We start from the raw sequence: 21,264 nt of genomic DNA, 5'->3' as shown, positions 1-21,264 counted from the left end.
ATCTTGCCGAATCTAGCCCGTGGCGGCCAAAACATCGTCGAGCTCGGCGTCGCCGTCGACCTCTAAGTTGACGTAGATCTCTTGGACGTCGTCGTGGTCGTCGAGCTCCTCGTAGAACGCCAAGAAGGCGTCGAGGGCGTCGTCGTCGAGCCCCATCGTCTGGTTGGCCACGCGCACCGGCGTTGCGTCGCGGATCCTGTACCCGGCAGCTTCGAGCTCATCAAGCACGTCGTGCAATGCCTCGAAGGCGGTGTAGACCGAGTAGACGGGCACTTCATCGGGTCCGTCCTCGTCGTCGCTCTCGTAGGTCGACTCTTCCATCTCTTGGCCGCCGTACTCGATGATCTCGAGCAAAAAGGCGTCCTTGTCGTCGACCGAGCCCGCGTCGACCTGGATGAGGCCCTTGCGCTCGAATTGCCAGGCCACGCAGCCGTCCTCGCCGAGGCTGGCGTCGTGCTCGTCGAAGATGTAGCGGAGTTCGGCGACGGTGCGATTGATGTTGTCGGTCATCGTCTCCACGAAGACCGCCACGCCGTTGGGGCCGTAGCCCTCGTAGGTCTTCTCCTCGTAGTCGACCCCCTCGAGCTCGCCGGTGCCGCGCTTGATGGCGTTCTCGATGTTGTCCTTGGGCATATTCGCGTCTTTGGCCCGCTCGATGGCCAGCCGAAGGCGCGGGTTGTACTCGGGGTCGCCGCCTTGCTCGCGCGCGGCGACGGTCAGCTCGCGGATGATCTTGTTCCAGACCTTGGCGCGCCGGCGGTCCTTCTTCTTCTTTTTATGCTTGATGTTGCTCCACTTACTGTGGCCTGCCATGGCTTGGTCCTCGTGTAGGTGGGCGTGTTTGTGAACACGCAAACCCATAACAACCCTCAATCAAAAATCAAAACCCCTACAACTTCCCAATCCACCGCTCCAACGCCTCCTGCACACGGTCCCGCATCACCCGAAACGTCTCTACATCCTGACCGACCGGATCGGGGATATGGTCCAGATCTTCGTCGAGATACTCCCACAGCCGGACAATCTTGCCGGTAAGCCCGCGGTCTTTGCCCACGAGCTCGGCCTCGTGGCGCGGCGCCATGACCACGATGTGGTCGGCCATGCGCATGAGCGGGATGGAGACGCCCTGGGAGCGATGCCCCTCGAGGTCGATGCCCACTTCGCCGGCGACGGTGACCGAGTTGGCCGCCGCCGAGCGCCCCTGCAGGCCGAGGGTGCCCGCCGAGATGACCACCGCGGGGATGCCGCGCTCTTCGAGCATCGGCTTGGCCATCGCCTCGGCGAGGGGGGAGCGACAGATATTGCCGCTGCAGACAAAGACGATGCGTCGGGTTTTGCTCTTGTTGGTCATGGTGCTCACGCGGATGTCTCGAAGAACTTCTGGTACTCGGAGGGAAGGTCGTGCTCGACGTCGGCCTGGGCGATGCGCTCGCTCAAATCGGCGCTGCTGAGCGTGTGCCAGTACAACACATTTTTGTTAGCAAGTTCAAGGTGTTCGCGCTCCCCGAGCAGCCCGGCGAAGGCTTTCCCCGTATAGGTCGGCTCGAGCTTCAGCCCCCCGTGGGCCTTGGCGAGCGCGATCGCCTCCATGCCGGCGTCGGTGGGCACGCCGTAGTCTTTGCCAAAATAGTCGTCGAGCATGGTCACCTCGGAGCTCGAGATGCGCGGGACGTCCTCGACGCCATGCTCGGTCAGAATCTTGCCGGCCTTGTTCGCAAGGTGTGCCGTCATCGTCGCGTTGGCCATAATCTTGTCGACCACGCGCACGCCGACGACGTCGGTCTTCATGCCGGCGAGGCGGCAGCCGAGCATCAGCCCGGCGAGGGTACCGCAGGTGCCGGCGGCCACGAAGATGACGTCCGGTTCGGGCAACTCGCCGGCGTCGATCTGTTGCTGGAGCTCGAGCGCGGCGTTGACGTAGCCGAGCACGCCGACCGGCGACGAGCCGCCACCGGGGATATAGTAGACGTCTTTGGCCGTCGACAGCCACTGCTTGACCTTCATCTTGCCCACCTCGACCGGCAGCTGGACCTTGTGGGTGGCCAGCTTGAGCTTGGGTTGGGTGGTGCTGATGGCGCGCAAGTTGTCGAGCACGTGGTCGGTCACCGGCTGGGGAAAGTGAAGCACCGAGGGGGTCAGACCGAGTTGACGAGCGTAGATGGACGTGGCCAGCGCGTGGTGGCTTCCGATGGCGCCTACCGTCCACACCTCGTCGTAGCCTTCGGCCCGCGCCTGACCCAACAGAAACTCCAGCTTGCGCACTTTATTGCCCCCGTAGACTGTGCCAGACTGGTCATCGCGCTTGACGTAGAGCGACTCAACCCCAACTTCATCGCCAAGCTCGTCGAGCTTTTCGACGGGCGTCGGAAACTGACCGAGCTCGGCGTGTGGAATCGTTTGGGTCGACGGCAGTGTTTCAAAGAGGGCTAGCATTGGGACTCTAGGGTCTCGGGTTTCGGGGTCTCGAGTCGCGGATGCGCTGATACGCGGATCGCTATCGTCGAGCAGTTTACTTACTTGAGGAGATATTGAAATGGCTGACAAAAAGACGCGCTACGATAAGAAGAACAAGACAATGTGGGTCTACCGCGAGTTCGACAAGTCCAAGACGTTGGTCCCCAGCGACGAGCTTCAAGGTTGGGTCAAGCAGAAGCAGTCGGGCGAGACCGACGACGGCGAGCCCCTCGAGCACGTCAACTACGTATTCGCCGACGAGCAGACGGCCGAGTATAACCATCAGCCGATGTCATTTTCGAATTTGGGCGTGTACGTGGGCGATCTCGACGACCACGAGAAGTACCAGTCCGAGGAGGGCGAGCCGGAGTTCTCGACGAAGAAGGATTTCGGGATCGAGTAGCCGCGCCCCAGTGGTGAGGTGCCGAGCTCAGTTTACGGTTTACGAGGCGGAGGGGCACCGGTGCTGCGGCCCCCTCCGGCGGCTCCGTTTCACTCCGCCGCCACCTCCCCGCCGCGGGGAGGAGTCTCGCTTGCACGCCTGCCTCCACGTGCGCTATAGCACGCACGGCTGACCAACGTAATCCTACCACCAACCCATCTGGAGGCATTATCATGGGCGAAAAAATCGAAAAGAAGGAAAACGGCGAGCTTCACGTGCCGAATAACCCGGTCATCCCTTTCATCGAGGGTGACGGTATTGGCCCGGACATCTGGGCGGCGGCGCAGCCGGTCTTCGACGCGGCGGTCGAGAAGGCCTACGGCGGTGAGCGTAAGATCGAGTGGAAAGAGATCTACGCCGGTGAGAAAGCCAAAGAAGTCAAAGGCGAGTGGCTCCCCCAGGACACCTTCGACGCCATCCGCGAGCATCTCGTGGCCATCAAAGGCCCGTTGACCACCCCGGTCGGCGGCGGCTTCCGCTCGCTAAACGTCGCGCTTCGCCAAGAGCTCGACCTGTACGCCTGCGTGCGCCCCGTGCGCTGGTTCCAAGGCGTGCCCAGCCCGGTCAAAGAGCCGAACAAAGTCGACATGGTCGTCTTCCGTGAGAACACCGAAGACATCTACGCCGGCATCGAGTGGAAGGCCAAGAGCGACGAAGCTCAGAAGCTCATCGGTCTTCTGCAGGACGAGTTCGGTGTCAGCACCATTCGCTTCCCGGAGACCTCCGGCATCGGCATCAAGCCGATCAGCGAAGAGGGCACCAAGCGCCTGGTTCGCTCGGCCATTGACTACGCTCTTGCCCGCGGCCGTCGCAACGTGACGTTCGTGCACAAGGGCAACATCATGAAGTTCACCGAGGGCGCCTTCAAAGATTGGGGCTACGAGGTGGCTGAAGAAGAGTACGGCGACAAGGTCTACACCTGGGCGCAGTGGGACAAGACCAACGAAGAGAAGGGCCGCGACGCCGCCAACGCCGAGCAGAAAGAGGCGATGGAAGCCGGCAAGATCATCGTCAAAGACGTCATCGCCGACGCCTTCTTGCAGCAGATCTTGACCCGCCCCGACGAGTACGACGTCATCGCCACGATGAACCTCAACGGCGACTACATCTCCGACGCGCTGGCCGCGCAGGTCGGCGGCATCGGCATCGCTCCGGGCGCCAACATCAACTACAACACCGGCCTGGCGCTCTTCGAGGCCACCCACGGCACCGCGCCCAAGTACGCCGGTCTCGACAAGGTCAACCCGAGCTCGGTCATCCTGTCGGGCGTCATGATGCTCGAATTCATGAACTGGGACGAGGCTGGCGAGCTCATCGTCAAGGGCATCGAAGGTGCCATCCAAGACAAGCGCGTCACCTACGACTTCGAGCGTCTGATGGAAGGCGCCACCAAGCTCAAGTGCAGCGAGTTCGGCGAAGAGATCATCAAGAACATGTGATCTCGGTCGACATGAGTTGACATAGAGCACAAGAAAAGCCCGGAGCGGTTCAAACGCTCCGGGCTTTTTTGTAGAGTGTCCCGCATACTGATGGCCTAATTGATACTGATTTGGATGAGGAACCGATGTCGACTCGATACCTGCTGACTTTGCTAGTTTCCGCAACACTTGTTTGCGCTTGCTCGACAAAGAAGGAAAACCAGACAGACGAGCAGACCGAGGCTGCCGAGGAGAGCTCGACGACAGAAGAGTCCACCACGGCTGCCGACGAGGCAGGCGAGCCGACTGCCGAGAATCAGGAAGCCGCCGAAGCTGAAACGAGCGAGGAAGATGCCGAGTATCTGCGCGTGCTGATTCGCAGCGACGACGCCCCTAAGCTGGCAAAGCTCGTCAACGCCGAACTCGCCGCCGAGGCTGGTGGGGTCATCAAGGGCGAGAATATGGGGTGTGTGGTCAGCAAAGACTCGAAGACGACGTGCGGACAAATCCTCGACGCCGAGGGCAAGGGCTACGATCTCGAACACCTGGGCTACGACGAAGCCGGCGGTGCCAGTGAGCAGGAGATCGTCGTGACCGAGACCACCGTCTCCGAAGAGGAAAGCGACGGCAAGAAGATGCTGCGCGTGCGTTTTACCGGCGAGCCCGCCGAGAGGGTCGCCGGGTTCCTGAACGCCGAACTCGCCCAGCAACCGGGCGCGGTGATCGACGGAGCCAATCACTCGTGCGTGGTCTCTAGCGAAGGCGAGACCACCTGCGGGTTCATCCTCGCCGCGGACGGCTCCGCCGCGGACCTCGAGGCGTTCGGCTACCAGTAAAACGCCCGCGCCATCGGCTCAGTAGCTGTGGCTGGCGTGTTATGAAAATTCTGGCGATAGGATACGTTTGCGCCGAGTCGCACGCGCTCGTGCAATCGCTGCGTCAGGTCGACGCCTAACTCCGCACCGACCCAAAGCCGAGACCTCTCGTGCAGGTTGGAGGTCGGCAACACGAAGGTCGCCGCAGGCGAGGCCGAAAAGCCCGCCTCGGGCGCTTCGTATCCCTTCCAACGCGCGTGCAGCAGAGTTTCACCGAGCTCGAACGCAGCCTCCGCGTTGGGCTGGTCGCTCATCCACTGCTCCAGGAGCAAGCTCGCGGCAAATTCGAATTCGCCGAACGTCGCCTTGGGCACGAACAGGTAGCTGACCGACCAATAACTCGGCCGATCGAATGCGGGGGAGCGGAGGTCCGCGCGCACTGAACTATCTTGGCCTTCTCGAACGTTCGACTGGCCGACTGAAACCCCGATGAGGGCGTCAACCGACAGCCACGACGGTGCGGGCGCTTCGGGCGTCTCGGCCGCGGCCGTTGCGAGATTGGCTGAGGAGATGGCGCATGCGCTCAGAAGCGCTACAACCATGCGACTGCTGCTGTACTTCACGTCCCGCCCTTCATTGATGGTGGGGTGCAATGGTGGACGGGAGGATACGCGACGCGCGTTCCGCTGTCGAACGACGCGGCGCGAGTAGACATCGACTCGCGCAGCAACCGTCACTCCATGTCGGTCAGCTCGTAGCGCTCGTCGCCGAACTCGACGTAGATCGTGCCGTTTTCCTCGACGAAATGGTCGGCGAGTGCGTAGTAGGCGGGCTTTTTGAAGCGCGCGCGGAACTCGCCGCCTTTGACTTCGCAGTAGAGCCGGCCTTCGGGCTTGTACTCCAGCGTGGTCGGGTCGAGTTCTTCGGTGGTCTCGTCGGACAGATGCAGCTTGGGCGGGGTTTCGTCGAGCTGGATGCGTTCGACGAAAAAGCCGGTGTCGTCGACCGTGATGGGATAGGTGAACCGTCCGATCTCGAGCACCCAGGTGCCCCCTTCGGTGCGGCCGACGTTTCGGCTGAAGAGGTCGGTGATCTTGGAGTTCTCGAAATCGAGCCCCTCGTGTGTCCACCTGCCGGTGGCGTCGAGGCGAATCTCCTCGAGCTCGTATCCCTGGCGCAGGAACTTCTTGACCGTCTCCGGCAGCGTCTCGTCGATCTCGATGTCGGTGTCTTGGCTAGCGTCGGCGTTCGGTTCGTCCGTCATTGCTTGGCCCTCGGTTCGGCGAGCACGGGTCGTCCAGTTTCGAATGCGTAGATCGAGCGGGTGAGCGGGTAGTCGGCTTTGGCGTAATGTGCGTCGGTGGCGGTGCGCAGCGCGTCGACCAACGCCTCGTCGTCGCCGCGGGTGAAGAGCAGGGCGTCTTGGGTCGGCATCGAGAAGCGGTAGCTGTCGTCGAAGTCGCCAAAGAAGAGGTCGGCGACCACGATGCAGCGCATGGCGTCGTAGCCGTCGCCGGTGTGGATCTTTTCGACGCCTTCAAAGTCGTCGAGCTTGCTCGTCTTCAAGCTGCGCGACTTGTGAAAGAGCAGGCTTCGCGCGGCCGACGTGACGCGGTTCTCGGTGGCCGACCAACCCTCGACCTGACTCTGGGTGAGCACGCGCATTCCCATATCCAAGTCGACGAAGTAGGCGAGCACCAGGTCCTCGTGGAAATCCATCGTCCAGGGGGACTCACCGGCGGCCGCCTCGGCGCCGAGCACAAAGGTGTGCACCTCGATGTTGGGCAAGAGCCGTCCGGCCGTCTTCACGTAATCCCATTCGCTCGCATCGGAGCGCCGGGGTTCCATGAGCACATGTTTGACGCCGCTGGCGTAACCGGCAATCAGGCGCTCTCTGCCTTCGGGGGCCGTGTCAGACAGCACCGCCCACAACGGCTTGGGGTCGATATTGGCCTTGGCCGCAATGACGCCCTTGCCGGCCTTGACGTTGAGGGTGCCCTCGACGTCTTCGACCTCCAGACGACGCTCGACGAGCTTGTCCTCGAGAGCCTCCAGCCAACTGTTTTCGTCTGCCATCACGCGTTCCTTGTGTTCTCGATTGTGGCGTCGTCGGGCAAAGAAACTGCCTCGCTCGACGCGGGGAGCTTGTCGTCACCTGCGAACTCGCCTGCAGACACGCCGTCGGTGTCCATCCGATGCACGTGCGAGCAGAGCGGGAGCGCCTCGGAGTCGAGCAGATCGACGGTGACCTCGCTTACGCGCTCGAACACCTCGTCGCTGTGCTCCTTCGAGGAGGGCCGACCGATGACCATCGTGTCGCGCGAGGGCATGGCAAAGCAGCCATGCGCTCGGGCGGCGTCGTAGTCGAAGTCGGGCAGCAACATCACACGACCAGCCGTGACGCCTTCCGCTGTACGAAAGATGCGAATCAGACCGCCGTCGGTGCGCTCTTTCTCGCGCGGCTTGAGCTTGTACGAGTCATAGAAGAGCGCGTGGCGCGCGTCGCGAATCAGCTTGTCGCGCCCGAGTTCCATCTTTTCGAGGTCGCTCTCGCAGAGCACGTGCAGGAACTTCCCCGTCTCCAAAATGTACACGAACTGCAAGCCGTCGATGATCCAGCCGGTCGACACCGGCTGCTCGCCGGTCAGCGCTTCGAACCACTCGAGCGTCAGCTGCGGCACCAACCGCGGCAAGCGGTCGCCGTAAATCGACGGGATTTCGTGGTGGTGGTAGACCTGCGCGGGCTTTTCGGGGCGCTCTTGGGCGACGTCGAATCCACATGCGGCCCGGTCGATCGCCAGACGCAGTCCAAAGAGGGCGCCGTACGCCAGGTGCCGCCCGAGCACGGTGGCGGGAGCAAAACGCTCCACGACGGGCCCGGGCACGGCGACCGAATGGCCGTGGCGCCCGAACGCAACGTGCGCGTCTCGCTCGTCGGTCTCCAGGCTGAGGATCGCTGCCAGATCAGAAATGGTGAAGCCGTCGGTCATCGGTTCGCCGCGTGGGTTCAGGAGGCCGCGATCTGCTGTTCGAATGCCTGCTCCTTCCACTGGACGAAGCCGACGTCGTGGCTCTCGAAGAGGTGCGTCTCAATTTTGAGGAGGCGGCCGTCTTCGATGTGATAGACGTTGAACTTGCCGCCGAAATACGGGTCTTCGTAGCTGCCGATGGACGTGCTTCCCGCCTCGCAGATACGCAGGGTGCCTTTGCCACGCAGGTGGGGAACCTCGATGGTGGCAAAGTGGTGGTTGTGCCCGTGAATGGCCAGGTCGACGTCGTGCCAGCGAAGCATCTCGAGCACCTCGTCGGCGTTGATCAGTCGGCGGCTGTACTCCACGCGGCTGTGCTCGAAGGGCACCAGATGGTGGTGGATCATGACGATTTTGAAGCGGTCGCGCACCTTCGGGTCGTCGAGCAGCGCGGCGGTCGCCTCGAGTTGCATGCGGTCGACCTCGCCGGTGGCAAAGAACCACGGCGTGGGCACCGCCGATTTCATTCCGATGATGGCAATGTCGTCGTTCTTGAACTGACAGAACGGATAGCCCGACTCGGTGCGGTACCCGGGCATATCCGACTGCATATACGGCGCGAAGTAGCGCTCGAAGCGTCGACTCGCCTCGGTCTCCCGGGTGTAATAGTCGTGGTTGCCCGGGATGACGCTGACGCGCTCCTCCGAGAAGGGGATCTCGGCCAGAATATCGGCAGCCTCGGCAAACTCGGAGGCGAGGGCGAGGTTCGATAGATCACCGGTGATGGCGATGTGATCGACCCCGCAATCCTCGTCGAGGTGGCGTAAGGCCTCGCGCACGACCCTCGACGAGTGGCTCTTCGAGCGCTTGAACAGCAGGTTTGCCCCACCGACCAGGCGCTTGTTCAAGAACTCCCACGGGCGAGGGTCGTCCAGCTTGAGGATATGGAGATCGGAGATGTGTCCGATTTTCATGGTGCACTTTTGGAGTTGGTCGACAGCTCAAACAACGAGATCAATTGGTCGACAAATCAATGGTAGTCGTCGTGGTGTTGTTGCCAGGGTTCGGGTCGGTCTGCCCATTGGCCTCGACGACCACGTGCAGATAACCTGTGCCATCCCACAGTCCGCTCGAGGGCAGGTCGACCCGGTCGGCGATACTCGTCGAGGAGTTGCCCGCCACATCGCTCGACAGGCTGAAGCTGCCCAGTTGGATGTCGGCGTTCGGGTCGTGGGCCTGCGCGGTTCCCAGCCACACCGTGTACGTCGGCGCCGTCGCCGGGTCGGACCGCAGGTTGGCGAGGTCGAACCCGAAGCGAACTTCATCATTGGCACGATACGTGCCGGGTCCAATCAACAGATTCGACGCCTCTAGATCGATACCGCCGATACCGTCGGCCTCCAAGGTATATGTCGCTCGGCGCTGCGTGCCGCTGAGCGTCACCTGCAGGTAATAGGTGCCGCTTGTGGGGGCGGTGTAATTGGCAATCTCGGCCACCGGAGCGCCTGGAGCGGTCTCCATATTCGGCCCGGGTGTGCCGTTGGGCTGATACAGCTGGATGCGAAGCGTGCCTGCCTGTGTGCTCGGCTCGAGGAGGCCGCGAAGCGACACCGTCTGCCCCGACGACAGCGAGACGTAGTAGTAGTCGGTGTCGCTGGCCGGGCAGCGGTCCAGGGTGTTGGTGTGCTGCAGGGCGGCCAGCAGGCTGGCGGCCGAGCTTGTGGTGTCGTTGGGCTCGAAGTAGCCGTCGCACTGCAATGACGGGTCGACGTTGGAGACGTTGATGCTCATGTCGTAGCTAGTCTGCAGGTCTTGCTGCAGCGTCAACAGGTAGACGCGGGCGTAGTAGCACTGGTCGCCGTTGACATAGTCGACCGACACCGACTCGGAATCGACGCCGGAGTTGGCCGAGCTGTCGATGATCTGGCGCTGCTGGTCGAATAGCTCGATGTCGATGTCGCCCTGTGAGTCGAAGAAGTCGGCGCGGAGGGTGAACTTCTTACCGTTCTGGACGCACAGCTTGTAGTAGTCGTCGGCCGCAGTGCAAGCCGTCAGGTTGCTGTACGAGCCAGCGCTCATCGATGGCGCGTCGGCGAAGCTGTCATTGGGCTCGAGCGGGTCGTAGCACAGCGTCTCGACGGTGATCATCTTCGAGGCGACCGCGTTGTTGGTCGTGTCACCGTCGGCGATATCGAGCTGCACGCCGATATAGTAGTCGCCGTCGTTGACCGAGGTCGGAATCTCGACCGTGGCGCTGACGTCTTTGCTGCCGCCGCCCGAGACCTGGCTTACGCTCACCGAGGTGGGCTGCAGCGGGATGTCGTCACCGTCACCAATCACGTCGTTCGGGCTGATCACGAGGTTGGCGTCGAAGGCGCCCGAGGTGGCCGTTTGGCCGATGTTGTAGACGCGGAACGAGATGTCGAGCTGGGCGCCAATCGAGAACGAGTCGCGCTGGGGCACCTCGAGCTCGCGGGGCAAGACGTCGACGCCCGGTGAGGGCGACAAAATCTCGACGTCGACGTCGTACAGATTCTGGATGTCGGGCGTCTCGCCGCACACCTTGAACAGATAGCGGCCCGCGCTGGGCACCAAGAAGGTGGCGACCTCTTGGCGTCCGTCGGCCACGCTGCTGTCGAGCTCGTTGCTGCCGCTCGAATCGTACAGGCGCGTCTCGAGCTGGCCCTGGTTGGCGTCGAAGGTCGTCGTCACCAGCAGGCTTTCGTTTTGCTGCAAGTCGGCGGCGTACCAGTCGCAGATCTCCGGGTCACACACTGCGTCGGAGAACTGGCCCGCGGTCAGGGGCAGCGGCTGGTTGGAGGCGTCGTTGGCATAGGCGTCGGCGGTGCACGAGCAGAATTCGCCGCTCACGTCGAGCAGGTTGCTGCCGGTGGCGGTGTTATTGTCCTCGTCGGACTCGGGGAGCCGGTCTTGGTAGTCGACCTCGATGGCGTAGCCGTACTCGGCGACGAAGTCTGCACACGAAGCGTCTGTCTGAATGGTGACGTCCTCGCAGCCTCCCGGGTTGATATTCGGAATGTCGAACTCAGCGATGGGGTCTTCGGTGAAGTCGGGCGCCGCGTTGGGGCTTCGCCACAGTCGGCCGCGAGTGGTGCCCGACGGGTTCGAGCCCGACACGCAGATCGTCGCCGTCAGGTCGACCGTGTCGCCTTCGTTGGCGGTGGAGGGCACCGTCAGCGAGTCGACATACAGGTCGACGTCGGCCTCGTCGGTGATGGTCACCGGCTCGAGGTACACCTTCTGGTTATTGCTGCGGTACGGCTCGGACAGCGCGCCGAGCGGGTCGCAGACCACGTACATGTAGTAGGTGCCCGGGTCATACAGCGCCGGCACCACGAAGCTCTGCTCGATGGTCTGCTCGGTGTCGCTGTCGATGCCGCTGATGTTGATGTTGCTCAGTCGCGGGTCCAAGTCGGTGTTCACCGCCGGCTCATCACCCAGGTAGATGCCGCAGAAGAATGAACTCGCGTCGAGGGTGCCTTCATTGGCCACGACGAGGGTCGCCTCGAGGGTACCGTCGAGGAACGTGCTGTTGGGCGTGACGCTGAAGTCGCGCACCACGATGTCGGTGCCGTCGACGCGCTCGTCGGAGACGACCGTCGGGTTGGGCGAGGCGCCCACGTTGTTGTCGAGGTTCGCCTCGGTCGAGTCGCCCTGAATGGCGACTTCGACGATCATGTAGACCTCGAGCTCTTCGCCCGGTGTCGGCGCGATTTCGTTGTCGAGGACGAACTCCTCGGGATCGAAGACGACTTTGTCATTCGGCGGAACGTTGAACGGGTCGGTCTTTTCGAGCAGCATGTCGGAGCTTTCGTCGAGCTCGGCGTCGCCTTGCGACAACCATACCTTGGCGACGACGTCGAAGGCCTCGACGTTGCCGCGGTTGGCGACCGTAAAGCTCCGAGTCAATTGGTTGAGCGTCGGGAAGGCGCGGTCGGGAATGATAAGAACGTCGGTGACGGCGAGGTCGGGGAGCACTTCGTCGGGGTTCTCCACGCGAACGATGCCCTGGGCGACGTCGAGGTTGTTGCCCGGCTCCGAATCGGCGAGCTGGCCCTCGGGGTTGATCCAGCTGACGAGGTGATAATCGCCGCTGCTCACGTCGGAGGGAACCTCGGCGGACAAGCCCGCGCTGACGGACTCACCGGCAGCGATGACCGGCTCACCCTCTTGGGAGGCGGATACCGTGGTGGTCGCCAAAAGGGGCAAACCCTCGAGGTCATCGACCGTCACGCTGGCCGAGGGAGAAAGATAGACGGAGACATCGAAAGGAGACTCGACGGCGCCGGCGACTTGGTTGGCCACCTCGAAGGAGACCGTCAGGGTGTCACCGGTTTGCACGTTCGCCGGCGAACCGCGTGTCTCGCTTATGGCCAGGTCGACCGGCGCGAGCACGCGCACCGTAGATGTGGCGCTGCCAACCTCGGACCCGCCGGCCAGAGCGACGACTTCGACGCGGTACTGCCCCGAGTTTTCGTAGACATGGGTGACCGTGTCTTCGAGTTCTTCGCCCGAGGCCGTTTGGTTGTCGCCAAAATCGACCGTCCAGCTCAACTCACTGGCACTGGTGCCTTCGCCGGGGGTGATCGTGAAGCTGATCGCCGTCTCGACGCCCGGATAGGAGCTTGCCGGCTCGATGGACGTGATTTCGACCTCGGCCGTCTTCTCCCCGTCGTCGCCGCCACAACTCGTGCTCACCAGGGCGAGCGGAAGCAACAGCAACACGAGCAACATCGCTCGTACCTTCGTCATCAAATGCCTCATCGTAAAATCGTGCGACAAGCACACTACTAATCGGTCTACCGATGACGGATTTTCCGCCAAACAGCGTGTGGGCACAAGCGCCCGAAATATCTATAAGCGTTAAGATACTTATAAAAGCCGCTTGCTAATGCAAGCAACCCCGCCGCAAGTACAAATTCTGTGGGTGAAAACGACGCATGAGGGTCCCTGAAGCAGGGTGCGCCACTCGGTGACCCGACCAGCCAGCTTGGGCCCAAGATAGCTTGACGCACGAGCGCGGGCTGCGATAGCTTGTAGCGGACATTCCTAGCTGAAACAACCGTAATTCGCGGCACCCGCGAAAGTCTCAAAACGCCGGTTTTTCGGCGTAATGACGACGGCTTGAGGAGGACTTGTTGGCACAGGGCAAGAATAAGCCAGATCTTTCTGACCTGAAGGCGCGCCTCGGCTTGAAAAAGCAGGGCGCGGCCAAAGAAACCGAAGAGGCGCAACCGGCGCCGGGTCAGCCGCAAGGCGGTCCGGCGGCAGCCGCGCCGGGGTCGCAGACGCCGGCCGACGGCCCGGGACCTGCTGGTCCGGCGCAGGCCGGCCCAGCGCAAGGTGGACCCGCTCAGGCAGGCCCGCCGCACGGCGGCCCCCAGGCTGGGCCGCCCCCCGGGGCATCCGGCCCGCCTCCTGGCTCACAGGGGCCGCCTCCCGGCGCGCAGTCGGCGCCGCCGCGTTCGGCTCAACCCGCCGCGCAGCGACCGCAACCGTCGAAGCCTTCCCAGCCGTCGGGTCCGTCGACGTCTTCGTCCGCGACTTCGAGCAGCTCGACTGCCTCGCGGAAACCCGCGGCTGATATCCAGCTGGACGACGAAGATCTCAAGGCCGCCGGTGGCTCGACGTTCTCGCCGGCCACCGTCATTCTGATGGTTGGCCTGCTGCTCGTCGGCGTGATCTTCGGCTGGGTCGCATCGAGTTCGATGCAGAACCGCGAGATCTACAACGCGCGCAGTGACGACGCGGCACGGATTCACGAGGCGCTCAAGCCCAAGGTGGCTACCCTCGACGAGGCCAAGAAGCTGATTGGTCAGTTCAAGCCGACCGAGCCCGATTACGAGCTCAACCAAAAGCTCGCCGACCTCGAGATTGCCCCCGACGGCAACCTTTTGGGCGGCAACCGCCTGCTCCTCGGCCCGGAAATCATCGACTACGTGACGAGCTACACCGTCGACGCCAGCATGCTCGAGCAGATGCTCGACGAGCACGCCAAGGCGACCAAGGCCGACAAGAAAGAGCTCGAGCAGTTGGTCAAGGGCAACGAAGTCGTCAAGAAGGACCGCTTCGCGGTGCTCTTTGACTACGACCACCTGGCCCAGCGCAGCGGCAGCGAAGACTACATGCCCAAGCAGGGGCGCCTGGTGACCGTTTCGGAGCTCGAAAAGGACGATGACGGCAAAATCGAGGTCGAGCTGCTCAACAGCGACCGCACCGTGAAGACCAACATTCAGGGCATCTTGCCGCTGCCCAAGGGAGACATCCTCGACACCGGCGGCCCGAATGCGCTGAAGCGCTACCAGCAGCGCGTGGCGCGTATCCAGCGCCAGTTGCTGAAGTTCGAGAACTACCGCGGTACCATGATGACGAAGCTCAAAGAGCTCGGCTCGCAAGATTCGGCGCCGTTGCTCAACTTCTAAACTCGACCGGGTATACCTGCCCGAGCCGCAAGATCGAGACCCACGTCGTAACTGGCGTGGGTCTTTGTTTGTGAGGAATGAAAAAGATGACTGAGACCATTCTCGAGCTGTTCAAACGCAGGGTCAACGAATTCGGACCGCGCGCAGCGCTGCTCCACAAGCAAAACGGCGAGTGGGAAGAGCAGTCATGGAAGGAGTGGTGGGAGCAGACCGAGCGTCTCGCCGCCGGACTCATCGACCTGGGCGTCGAGCCGGGTGACCGCATATGCGTGCTCTCCGACACGCGCATCGAGTGGGTGTGGATCGATATGGCGGTGGCCATGACGGGGGCCGTGATCGTGCCGATTTACCCGTCGACGCTCCCCGAGCAATGCGCCCACATCATTCGCGACAGCCAGGCGCAGGTGGCCTTCGTCCAAGATCCGAGCCAGCTCGACAAGCTGGTCCAGATGCGCGAGGCGCTCTCTTGCCTACGACATGTCGTCTACCTCGACCACGCCGCCGTGCTGGCCAATCCGGACTGGAAGGGCAGGCGACAGGTGCGGCTCGAGGAGGTCATCGACGCAGACGACGACTGGATCGCGAGTTTCGATGCGCTCGCAGCCGTCGGGCGGCGACGTGTGGCCGAGGACCATCGCTACGTGGCCGACCGACGCCAGGGCGTCGACGCCGCGGACCTGGCGACGATTATCTACACTTCGGGTACCGCCGGCACCCCCAAAGGGGTCGAGCATACCCACGCGAGCCTCGCCGCCGAGGTCGATGCCATCGCTCAACTGGGGGTGCTCACCCCCGACGATCGCCAGCTCCTCTTTTTACCCCTGGCTCATATCTTCGCGAAAATGCTCTTTTTGGCGGCCATTGGAACGGGCGTGCAAACGGCGTTCGCCGAGAACCTGCCGTCGGTCGTCACCAACCTTCGGGAGGTGCGCCCGACCTTTTTCGCCGGGGTGCCGCGAATCTTCGAGAAGATTCACGCCCAGCTTCTCTCGGAGCGTGACCGCATGGCCGGCCCGGACAGCTCGCTGTTCGAGCGGGCGATGCGCCGCGGCAAGGAGTTTAGCCGCCTGCGTCAGCAGGGCAGGGCGCTCGGCCCGCTCGACCGACTGGAAGACAAGCTGTACCGCACGGTCGTCTTCGACCGGATTCGAGAGTTGTTCGGCGGCAACGTGCGCTTTCTGTTCTGCGGCGGCGCGCCGCTTCGCGCCGACCTCGCCGAATTCTTTCACGCCGCCGGCATCCTCATCTTGGAGGGCTACGGGTTGACGGAGACCGCGGCGGTTTCCACGCTCAACCTGCCTGACGACTTTCGCTTCGGCAGTGTCGGAAAGCCGCTGCCGGGTGTCGACCTGACGATCGCCGAGGACGGCGAGGTGCTCGTGCGCGGGCCAATGGTCATGCGCCGGTACCACGGCCTCGAAGACCAGACCGCGGCTGCAGTCGACGCCGAGGAGGGGTGGTTCCACACCGGCGACCTCGGCCGCTTCGATCGCGACGGCTTCCTCTACATTACGGGGCGCAAGAAGCACCTCATCGTGACCTCCGGCGGTAAGAACGTCGCTCCCGAACAGCTCGAGACTCGTCTGAACGAGTGCCAGTTCATCCACCAGGCCGTCATCTGCGGCGACGACCGGCCGTTCATCTCCGCCATGATCACCCTCGACGAGACCGCTGAGACCTGGGCCATCCAGCACGGCATCAGCTTCGAGACGCGCGCCGAGCTCGCCGACCACCCTCAAATCCGCGAGCAGGTCGCTCGCGAGATCGCCAAACTGAACGAGGCGCTCCCTCACTTCGAGACCGTGCGTCGATTTCACATCCTCCCCGAGCCTCTCAGCGCCGAAGCTGGCGAGCTCACCCCGACAGGCAAAGTGCGCCGCCGCGCCGTCCTCCAGAAGTACCGTGACGTGGTCGATACCCTCTACAAGCCCGCTCAGGCCCCGCCCCAAAAAATTTGACGGCCCTCCAACGTGATGTACGGTGGATGTAGGTATTGCACCGAGGCGTTGCTTAGAACCGCTTGAAAGCATCGCGAGAAAGAGTCGGCAGGCTTGCCAAGGATGGCAAAGGGCGCACAAGGACGTGCGCCGCCTGTCGGCTCTCTCGGGCAACCCACGTGAACATCATTGGCTGTTTGAAATTGACGCGACACGGACGTCGCACCGCTCGAATGGATACGGAGGTCCCCATGTTCGGCTCACCCTACACGCATATTCGACGCTCGCCGCAAGCCAAGCCCTCCTTCGCTGGGCTTCGCCGCTACAACCGGCGCGAACTGGAGACGAACGTCGTCGTCCAGGACAGCGAGGGCTGGGAGATCCCGCTCGACAGCGTCGATATCAGCCCCACGGGCATCTTTGTGCGCTCGGACTTCCTCTTCGAGATCGGCGAGGAGCACACGCTCATCTTCGGTGTCGAGGACAAGGGGATCTTTCGCATTCGGGCGCGCGTCGCACGCGTCGAAGAGCCTCAGGACGATGATATGTTCGCCGGTGCCGACCTTCGACCCGGCATGGGATACGAGTTCGTCGACACCGAAGAAGAGACCTGGCACGAACTGTGTGCAGTGGTCGCCGGAGCTTAGCCGCGCGACCCGGCGGCGCCTCGGTCCGGGGTTTTTCCCGGCTAAATGCGCCTTTTGGGTTGAGTTTTTGGCACGTCCGGCATATGAAGTGGGCCGTTAAAACACACGCGTTGTAGAAGTGAGCCGTTTTCCACCGGTGAAGTCCTTTCCGATCTTCAAATACCACGGTCTTGGCAACGACTTTGTCGTGGTGCGCGAAGCCGACGCCCCCGACGTCGAAGCCCATGTCGAGGCGCTGTGCGACCGCAACCGCGGCGTCGGCGCCGACGGCGTGCTCGTGCTCTCCGAGTTCGAAGACGCTCAGGCGCGCATGGTCATCTTTAACCGCGATGGCTCGCGCCCCGAAATGTGTGGAAACGGCGTGCGCTGCGTGGTGCGCCACCTGGTGCAAGTCGAAGGTTTCTGTGCCGACGCGCTCACCATCGTGTCTGACGCCGGGCCGCGCCCGTGTCGCGTAGAAGAGCAGGGCGCAGGCACCTGGCAGGTCGCCGTCGAAATGGGCGAGGCCAAGCTCGATGCCGAGCCGGCACATGTCGACCACGACGGGTTCACAGCCGAATTGGTCAAGGTCGACATGGGAAACCCGCACGCGGTGACCTTTCAGGCAGCCCCCATCGAGACCATCGATGCGATCGGCGAGCTACTCAACGCAGCACACCCCGAGTTTCCCGAGGGTGTCAACGTCGAGTTCGTCGAGCAGACCGGCCCGCAGGCGATTCGCGTCGACGTCTACGAGCGCGGCGTGGGGCGCACCCAGGCATGCGGCACAGGCGCTTGCGCCGCGGCCGTGGCTGCCATCGACGCCGGTCTTTGCCACGCCGACGCCCCCGTCGAGGTCGAACTTCCCGGCGGCGTGTTGCGCATCGAGCTTCGCGACGGCGTCGTCTGGATGACGGGACCGGTCGAGTACGTCTTTTGCGGCGAAATCACCGACGACTGGCTGACTTCACAACGCTAACAAGTCTGCAATCAGCAACGAACCAGCAGGTAAGAAACGAGCAAGCATTGGCAGTGGACACGAGATTCGCCACGGGTGGCGACAAGAGCGGTCAAGGACGAGCGATGACAGGACGAACGATGTATAAAGTGTGGGCGTTGGCTCTGGTGGCGTTGACTCTGAGCGCGTGTGACGGACGCGCACTGGTCGCAGGCAACATGTTCTTTATGGGCATTACCTGCGCGATGCTCTGGTCGACCATTAACCTCAAGAAGAAAGACTAGACCATGAACCTCGAAGACGCGCTGGCCCCCGGAGTCGACACCGAGACCTTCTTCCTCGAGCACGTCCCCGCGCTCTTCGAGGCGCGCCGGGAACTGTTCGCCTCGGCCTACGACACGCCCGTCATCGTCTCGGTCCACCTGACCGACACGGACGAGAAGTACACCTACGAGTTCCGCCCCGACGGCTGCGAGGTCGAGGCCGACGAGATGATCGACTTTCCGGTGGTCACCGTCGCCGGGGAGGCAGCGCGCTGGGAAGACTTCAAGCGCCACGTGCTCGAGGTCGCCAAGCTCGCCGAAAAGCGCGCCAACGACACCGACGTGCCACGCAAGGTCACCCGCGAGTTTCTCGACGAGTTCGAGCGCTACGATGGCGAATTCGTCCTGGACCTGAGCGCCGACGACCTCGACCAGCCCATCGTCGTCCACCTCATCCTCAACGACTACGAGATGCCGGCCGGCGCCCCCAGCCTGCGCATCGGCGCCACCTTCGAGATGGGCGAGGAGCTCGCCCGCGGCGACGTGCGCCCCAAGGACTTGGAGAACCGGGTCAAGATCAAAGGGGATCTTTCGCTCGGGCTCGAGGTCGGTGGGCTACTCTTGAAGTATTTCCCGGAGTTGGAAGGCTAGAGCAGAGGGGCCCATCCGACAACAAAGTCTCGTTTTTTATTCCGACCCTTGCAGCAATTCGACTCGGCGACTAAAGATCAGCCGCGTCGAATTTGTGTAGTTGTCCCCCCGCCTCCGTGCGCCGCCGAACATGATTATTCAACCTCGCGATGTCGGTTGGATCGAGGTCATCTGCGGGCCGATGTTCTCCGGGAAGACCGAAGAGCTCATCCGTCGGCTCAAACGCGCCCAGTACGCGCGTCAGAATCTGCAGATCTTCAAGCCGAAAATCGACGACCGGTATGACGCCGAGTCGATCGTCAGCCACAGCAAACAAGCGCTACCGAGCTACCCGGTCGCCGATGTCGGCGAGATGCGTGAGCAGCTCGACGCGCACGTCGAGGTCATCGGGATCGACGAGGTCCAGTTCTTCGACCTCGACGTCATCGAGTTCTGCAACGAGATGGCTCAGAAGCAGTGCCGGGTGATCGTCGCCGGGCTCGACCAAGACTATCGCGCCGAGCCGTTCGGCCCGATGCCCCAGCTTCTGGCGGCCGCCGAGTACGTGACCAAACTGCACGCGATCTGCGTCAAGTGCGGCAACCCCGCACACCGAAGCTACCGGCTGGCGACCAACCCCCAGCAGGTCCTGGTGGGCTCCGACGAGCGGTATGAGGCGCGCTGCCGGCGCTGCTTCGCCCAGGGCTACAGCGAACAGCTATCCAACGAGGAGGCATGACCGTGGATTCTCAATACTCGAATCTGTCGTACAACCTCAACGAGATCGAGCACCGCTACGGCGACAACGTTCATATCCTGAACGATCCGTTTGCGCTGTCGCAGCTCGCCAAGCTGTGCTCGCCGGATGTGGGCCAGCCGCAGTTCAACCGGCTCATCGAGATTCTGTACCAGCGCCTGCTCATCTCGGTCATCAACACCGAGTTCCCCCGAAAAAAGGCGACCGTTCACAGCCGCATGAAGGAGCATACCCGCCGCGGGGTCTTTCGCGGCGAGCTCATCGACGACGAGACCGAGGTGGTCACCGTCGATATCGCTCGCGCCGGCATCTTGCCCTCGCAGGTCTGCTACACCTACCTCAACGAGCTGATGAACCCCGTCCGCGTCCGCCAAGACCACCTGATCATGAGCCGGGTGACCAACCCGCAAGACGAAGTGGTCGGCGCCAAGGTCTCGGGCGAAAAGATCGGCGGGCCGGTCGACGGGCGCATTGTGCTGTTCCCCGATCCGATGGGCGCGACCGGCTCGTCGCTGTCGACGGCGATCAGCTACTACAAGGAGACCTTCGGCGGCGAGCCGCTGCGTCTGATTACGCTGAACCTGATCTTTACCCCCGAGTTCGTCCGGCGCCTCAAGAATGACCACCCCGACGTGATCATGTACGCCTGCCGGCTCGACCGGGGTATGAGCCCCGACGAGGTGCTCGACACGGTGCCCGGCGAGCGCTGGGACGAGGAGAGCGGGTTGACCGACAAGCACTATATCGTGCCTGGCGGCGGCGGCTTCGGCGAATTGATGAATAACGCGTGGATTTAGCCCAGAGTTGCTCGCGGAGGGCTCGAGGCTTTCTCGAGCCGCTGTGGGTGGCGGGTTTATTGGAGACGTTAACTAAGAGAGGTACGCCATCGACAATCTGCTAGACGACATCGAAGTCCTCATCAGCGCCGAGGAACTCGACAAGCGCAACCGTGAACTCGCCGAGCAAATCACCGCCGACTTCGAAGGCGAGCAAGTCCACATCATCGGTGTGCTCAAGGGCTGCTTCATGTTCGTGACCGACCTGGTCCGCTACATCGACCTGGACCTGTCGGTCGACTTTCTGGGGCTGTCCAGCTACGGCGACAGCACCAAGTCGAGCGGCGTGGTGCGCATGACTCAGGACCTCTCCGATCCCATCGAAGGCAAGAACGTGTTGATCGTCGAGGACATCGTCGACACCGGCCTGACGATGAAGTACCTGCTCGAGAACCTGCAGACGCGTCATCCGAAGTCGCTGTCGGTGGTCACGCTGCTCGACAAGCCGGCCGGCCGAAAGGTCGAGGTGCCCATCGAGTACACCGGCTTCGAGATCCCCGACAAGTTCGTCATCGGCTACGGGCTCGACTACGCCGAGTTGTATCGCAACCTGCCGTATATCGGCTACGTGCCCCAGATCGAGGAAGAGGACCAAGCTGACGACGAGTAAGAGGACGCACAAGCGCCCCTTGACCTCGGCAGCGCTTCGCCGAACAATGCAGCAACTCGTTGAAAGTTGTTGATTACCAGCATGAAGTACCGCACCGGCCCCCCGA

General features: G+C 62.7%; 21 protein-coding genes. 12 read left to right on the top strand and 9 right to left on the bottom strand.

The genetic code is table 11. The features are described 5' to 3' along the window. Positions 1 to 12: 12 nt before the first annotated feature. The 3 genes from FIV42_RS28925 to FIV42_RS28915 form a co-directional block, all read right to left on the bottom strand. Entirely contained in the window at positions 13 to 813 is an 801-nt protein-coding gene (locus FIV42_RS28925; protein ID WP_141201068.1) for a YebC/PmpR family DNA-binding transcriptional regulator, read from the bottom strand. Positions 814 to 889: 76 nt separating this feature from the next. Beyond that, the gene (locus FIV42_RS28920; RefSeq protein WP_246099116.1) at positions 890 to 1,351 is read right to left on the bottom strand and encodes an arsenate reductase/protein-tyrosine-phosphatase family protein; all 462 of its coding nucleotides are present in this window, start codon (positions 1,349 to 1,351) and stop codon (positions 890 to 892) included. 5 nt (positions 1,352 to 1,356) lie between these two features. After that, entirely contained in the window at positions 1,357 to 2,433 is a 1,077-nt protein-coding gene (locus FIV42_RS28915; RefSeq protein WP_141201066.1) for a 1-aminocyclopropane-1-carboxylate deaminase/D-cysteine desulfhydrase, read from the bottom strand. A gap of 100 nt (positions 2,434 to 2,533) precedes the next feature. Here FIV42_RS28915 and FIV42_RS28910 point away from each other — a divergent pair, with 100 nt between their 5' ends. From FIV42_RS28910 to FIV42_RS28900, 3 genes are all read left to right on the top strand, one after another. Further along, the gene (locus FIV42_RS28910) at positions 2,534 to 2,857 is read left to right on the top strand and encodes a hypothetical protein (RefSeq protein WP_141201065.1); all 324 of its coding nucleotides are present in this window, start codon (positions 2,534 to 2,536) and stop codon (positions 2,855 to 2,857) included. 206 nt (positions 2,858 to 3,063) lie between these two features. Continuing rightward, entirely contained in the window at positions 3,064 to 4,335 is a 1,272-nt protein-coding gene (gene icd, locus FIV42_RS28905) for an NADP-dependent isocitrate dehydrogenase (protein ID WP_390619688.1), read from the top strand. Positions 4,336 to 4,460: 125 nt separating this feature from the next. Beyond that, a complete protein-coding gene (locus FIV42_RS28900) occupies positions 4,461 to 5,150 on the top strand; it encodes a hypothetical protein (RefSeq protein ID WP_141201063.1) in 690 nt (229 codons plus the stop codon). On the opposite strand, the gene FIV42_RS28895 is transcribed toward FIV42_RS28900, so the two are convergent. The 6 genes from FIV42_RS28895 to FIV42_RS28870 all read right to left on the bottom strand — a co-directional run bounded on the left by FIV42_RS28895 (position 5,141) and on the right by FIV42_RS28870 (position 12,871). Further along, on the bottom strand, positions 5,141 to 5,782 hold the full coding sequence (locus FIV42_RS28895) for a hypothetical protein (RefSeq protein WP_141201062.1): 642 nt from the start codon (positions 5,780 to 5,782) through the stop codon (positions 5,141 to 5,143). The genes FIV42_RS28900 and FIV42_RS28895 overlap by 10 nt on opposite strands. Before the next feature lie 80 nt (positions 5,783 to 5,862). Further along, a complete protein-coding gene (locus FIV42_RS28890) occupies positions 5,863 to 6,393 on the bottom strand; it encodes a DUF1285 domain-containing protein (RefSeq protein ID WP_141201061.1) in 531 nt (176 codons plus the stop codon). Then, on the bottom strand, positions 6,390 to 7,205 hold the full coding sequence (locus FIV42_RS28885) for a hypothetical protein (RefSeq protein ID WP_141201060.1): 816 nt from the start codon (positions 7,203 to 7,205) through the stop codon (positions 6,390 to 6,392). The genes FIV42_RS28890 and FIV42_RS28885 overlap by 4 nt, the downstream gene beginning before the upstream one ends. Then, the gene (locus tag FIV42_RS30455; RefSeq protein WP_168211016.1) at positions 7,205 to 8,119 is read right to left on the bottom strand and encodes a hypothetical protein; all 915 of its coding nucleotides are present in this window, start codon (positions 8,117 to 8,119) and stop codon (positions 7,205 to 7,207) included. The genes FIV42_RS28885 and FIV42_RS30455 overlap by 1 nt, the downstream gene beginning before the upstream one ends. Before the next feature lie 17 nt (positions 8,120 to 8,136). Beyond that, on the bottom strand, positions 8,137 to 9,072 hold the full coding sequence (locus FIV42_RS28875) for a metallophosphoesterase family protein (protein WP_141201059.1): 936 nt from the start codon (positions 9,070 to 9,072) through the stop codon (positions 8,137 to 8,139). Between the two features lie 40 nt (positions 9,073 to 9,112). After that, the gene (locus FIV42_RS28870; protein WP_168211015.1) at positions 9,113 to 12,871 is read right to left on the bottom strand and encodes a CARDB domain-containing protein; all 3,759 of its coding nucleotides are present in this window, start codon (positions 12,869 to 12,871) and stop codon (positions 9,113 to 9,115) included. 386 nt (positions 12,872 to 13,257) lie between these two features. Here FIV42_RS28870 and FIV42_RS28865 point away from each other — a divergent pair, with 386 nt between their 5' ends. From FIV42_RS28865 to hpt, 9 genes are all read left to right on the top strand, one after another. Beyond that, positions 13,258 to 14,541 carry a hypothetical protein gene (locus FIV42_RS28865; protein ID WP_141201057.1) on the top strand — a complete coding sequence of 428 codons (1,284 nt, stop codon included), beginning with the start codon at positions 13,258 to 13,260 and terminating at the stop codon, positions 14,539 to 14,541. Between the two features lie 86 nt (positions 14,542 to 14,627). Further along, entirely contained in the window at positions 14,628 to 16,499 is a 1,872-nt protein-coding gene (locus FIV42_RS28860) for an AMP-dependent synthetase/ligase (RefSeq protein ID WP_168211014.1), read from the top strand. Positions 16,500 to 16,729: 230 nt separating this feature from the next. Next, on the top strand, positions 16,730 to 17,125 hold the full coding sequence (locus FIV42_RS28855) for a PilZ domain-containing protein (RefSeq protein WP_168211013.1): 396 nt from the start codon (positions 16,730 to 16,732) through the stop codon (positions 17,123 to 17,125). Between the two features lie 118 nt (positions 17,126 to 17,243). Continuing rightward, positions 17,244 to 18,083: a diaminopimelate epimerase gene (gene dapF / locus FIV42_RS28850; protein WP_222615339.1), complete on the top strand. Its 840-nt coding sequence runs from the start codon at positions 17,244 to 17,246 to the stop codon at positions 18,081 to 18,083. A gap of 104 nt (positions 18,084 to 18,187) precedes the next feature. Next, positions 18,188 to 18,346 carry a hypothetical protein gene (locus FIV42_RS30450; RefSeq protein WP_168211012.1) on the top strand — a complete coding sequence of 53 codons (159 nt, stop codon included), beginning with the start codon at positions 18,188 to 18,190 and terminating at the stop codon, positions 18,344 to 18,346. 3 nt (positions 18,347 to 18,349) lie between these two features. Beyond that, positions 18,350 to 18,976: a hypothetical protein gene (locus FIV42_RS28845; RefSeq protein ID WP_141201054.1), complete on the top strand. Its 627-nt coding sequence runs from the start codon at positions 18,350 to 18,352 to the stop codon at positions 18,974 to 18,976. Positions 18,977 to 19,106: 130 nt separating this feature from the next. Further along, positions 19,107 to 19,694: a thymidine kinase gene (locus tag FIV42_RS28840; protein WP_141201053.1), complete on the top strand. Its 588-nt coding sequence runs from the start codon at positions 19,107 to 19,109 to the stop codon at positions 19,692 to 19,694. 2 nt (positions 19,695 to 19,696) lie between these two features. Next, a complete protein-coding gene (locus FIV42_RS28835) occupies positions 19,697 to 20,509 on the top strand; it encodes a uracil phosphoribosyltransferase (RefSeq protein ID WP_222615338.1) in 813 nt (270 codons plus the stop codon). A gap of 169 nt (positions 20,510 to 20,678) precedes the next feature. Continuing rightward, positions 20,679 to 21,158: a hypoxanthine phosphoribosyltransferase gene (gene hpt / locus FIV42_RS28830; protein ID WP_246099115.1), complete on the top strand. Its 480-nt coding sequence runs from the start codon at positions 20,679 to 20,681 to the stop codon at positions 21,156 to 21,158. Positions 21,159 to 21,264: the final 106 nt, after the last annotated feature.

Source organism: Persicimonas caeni (assembly GCF_006517175.1).
GTDB classification, from domain to species: domain Bacteria; phylum Myxococcota_A; class Bradymonadia; order Bradymonadales; family Bradymonadaceae; genus Persicimonas; species Persicimonas caeni.
This window is presented reverse-complemented; position numbering and strand designations above follow the sequence as displayed.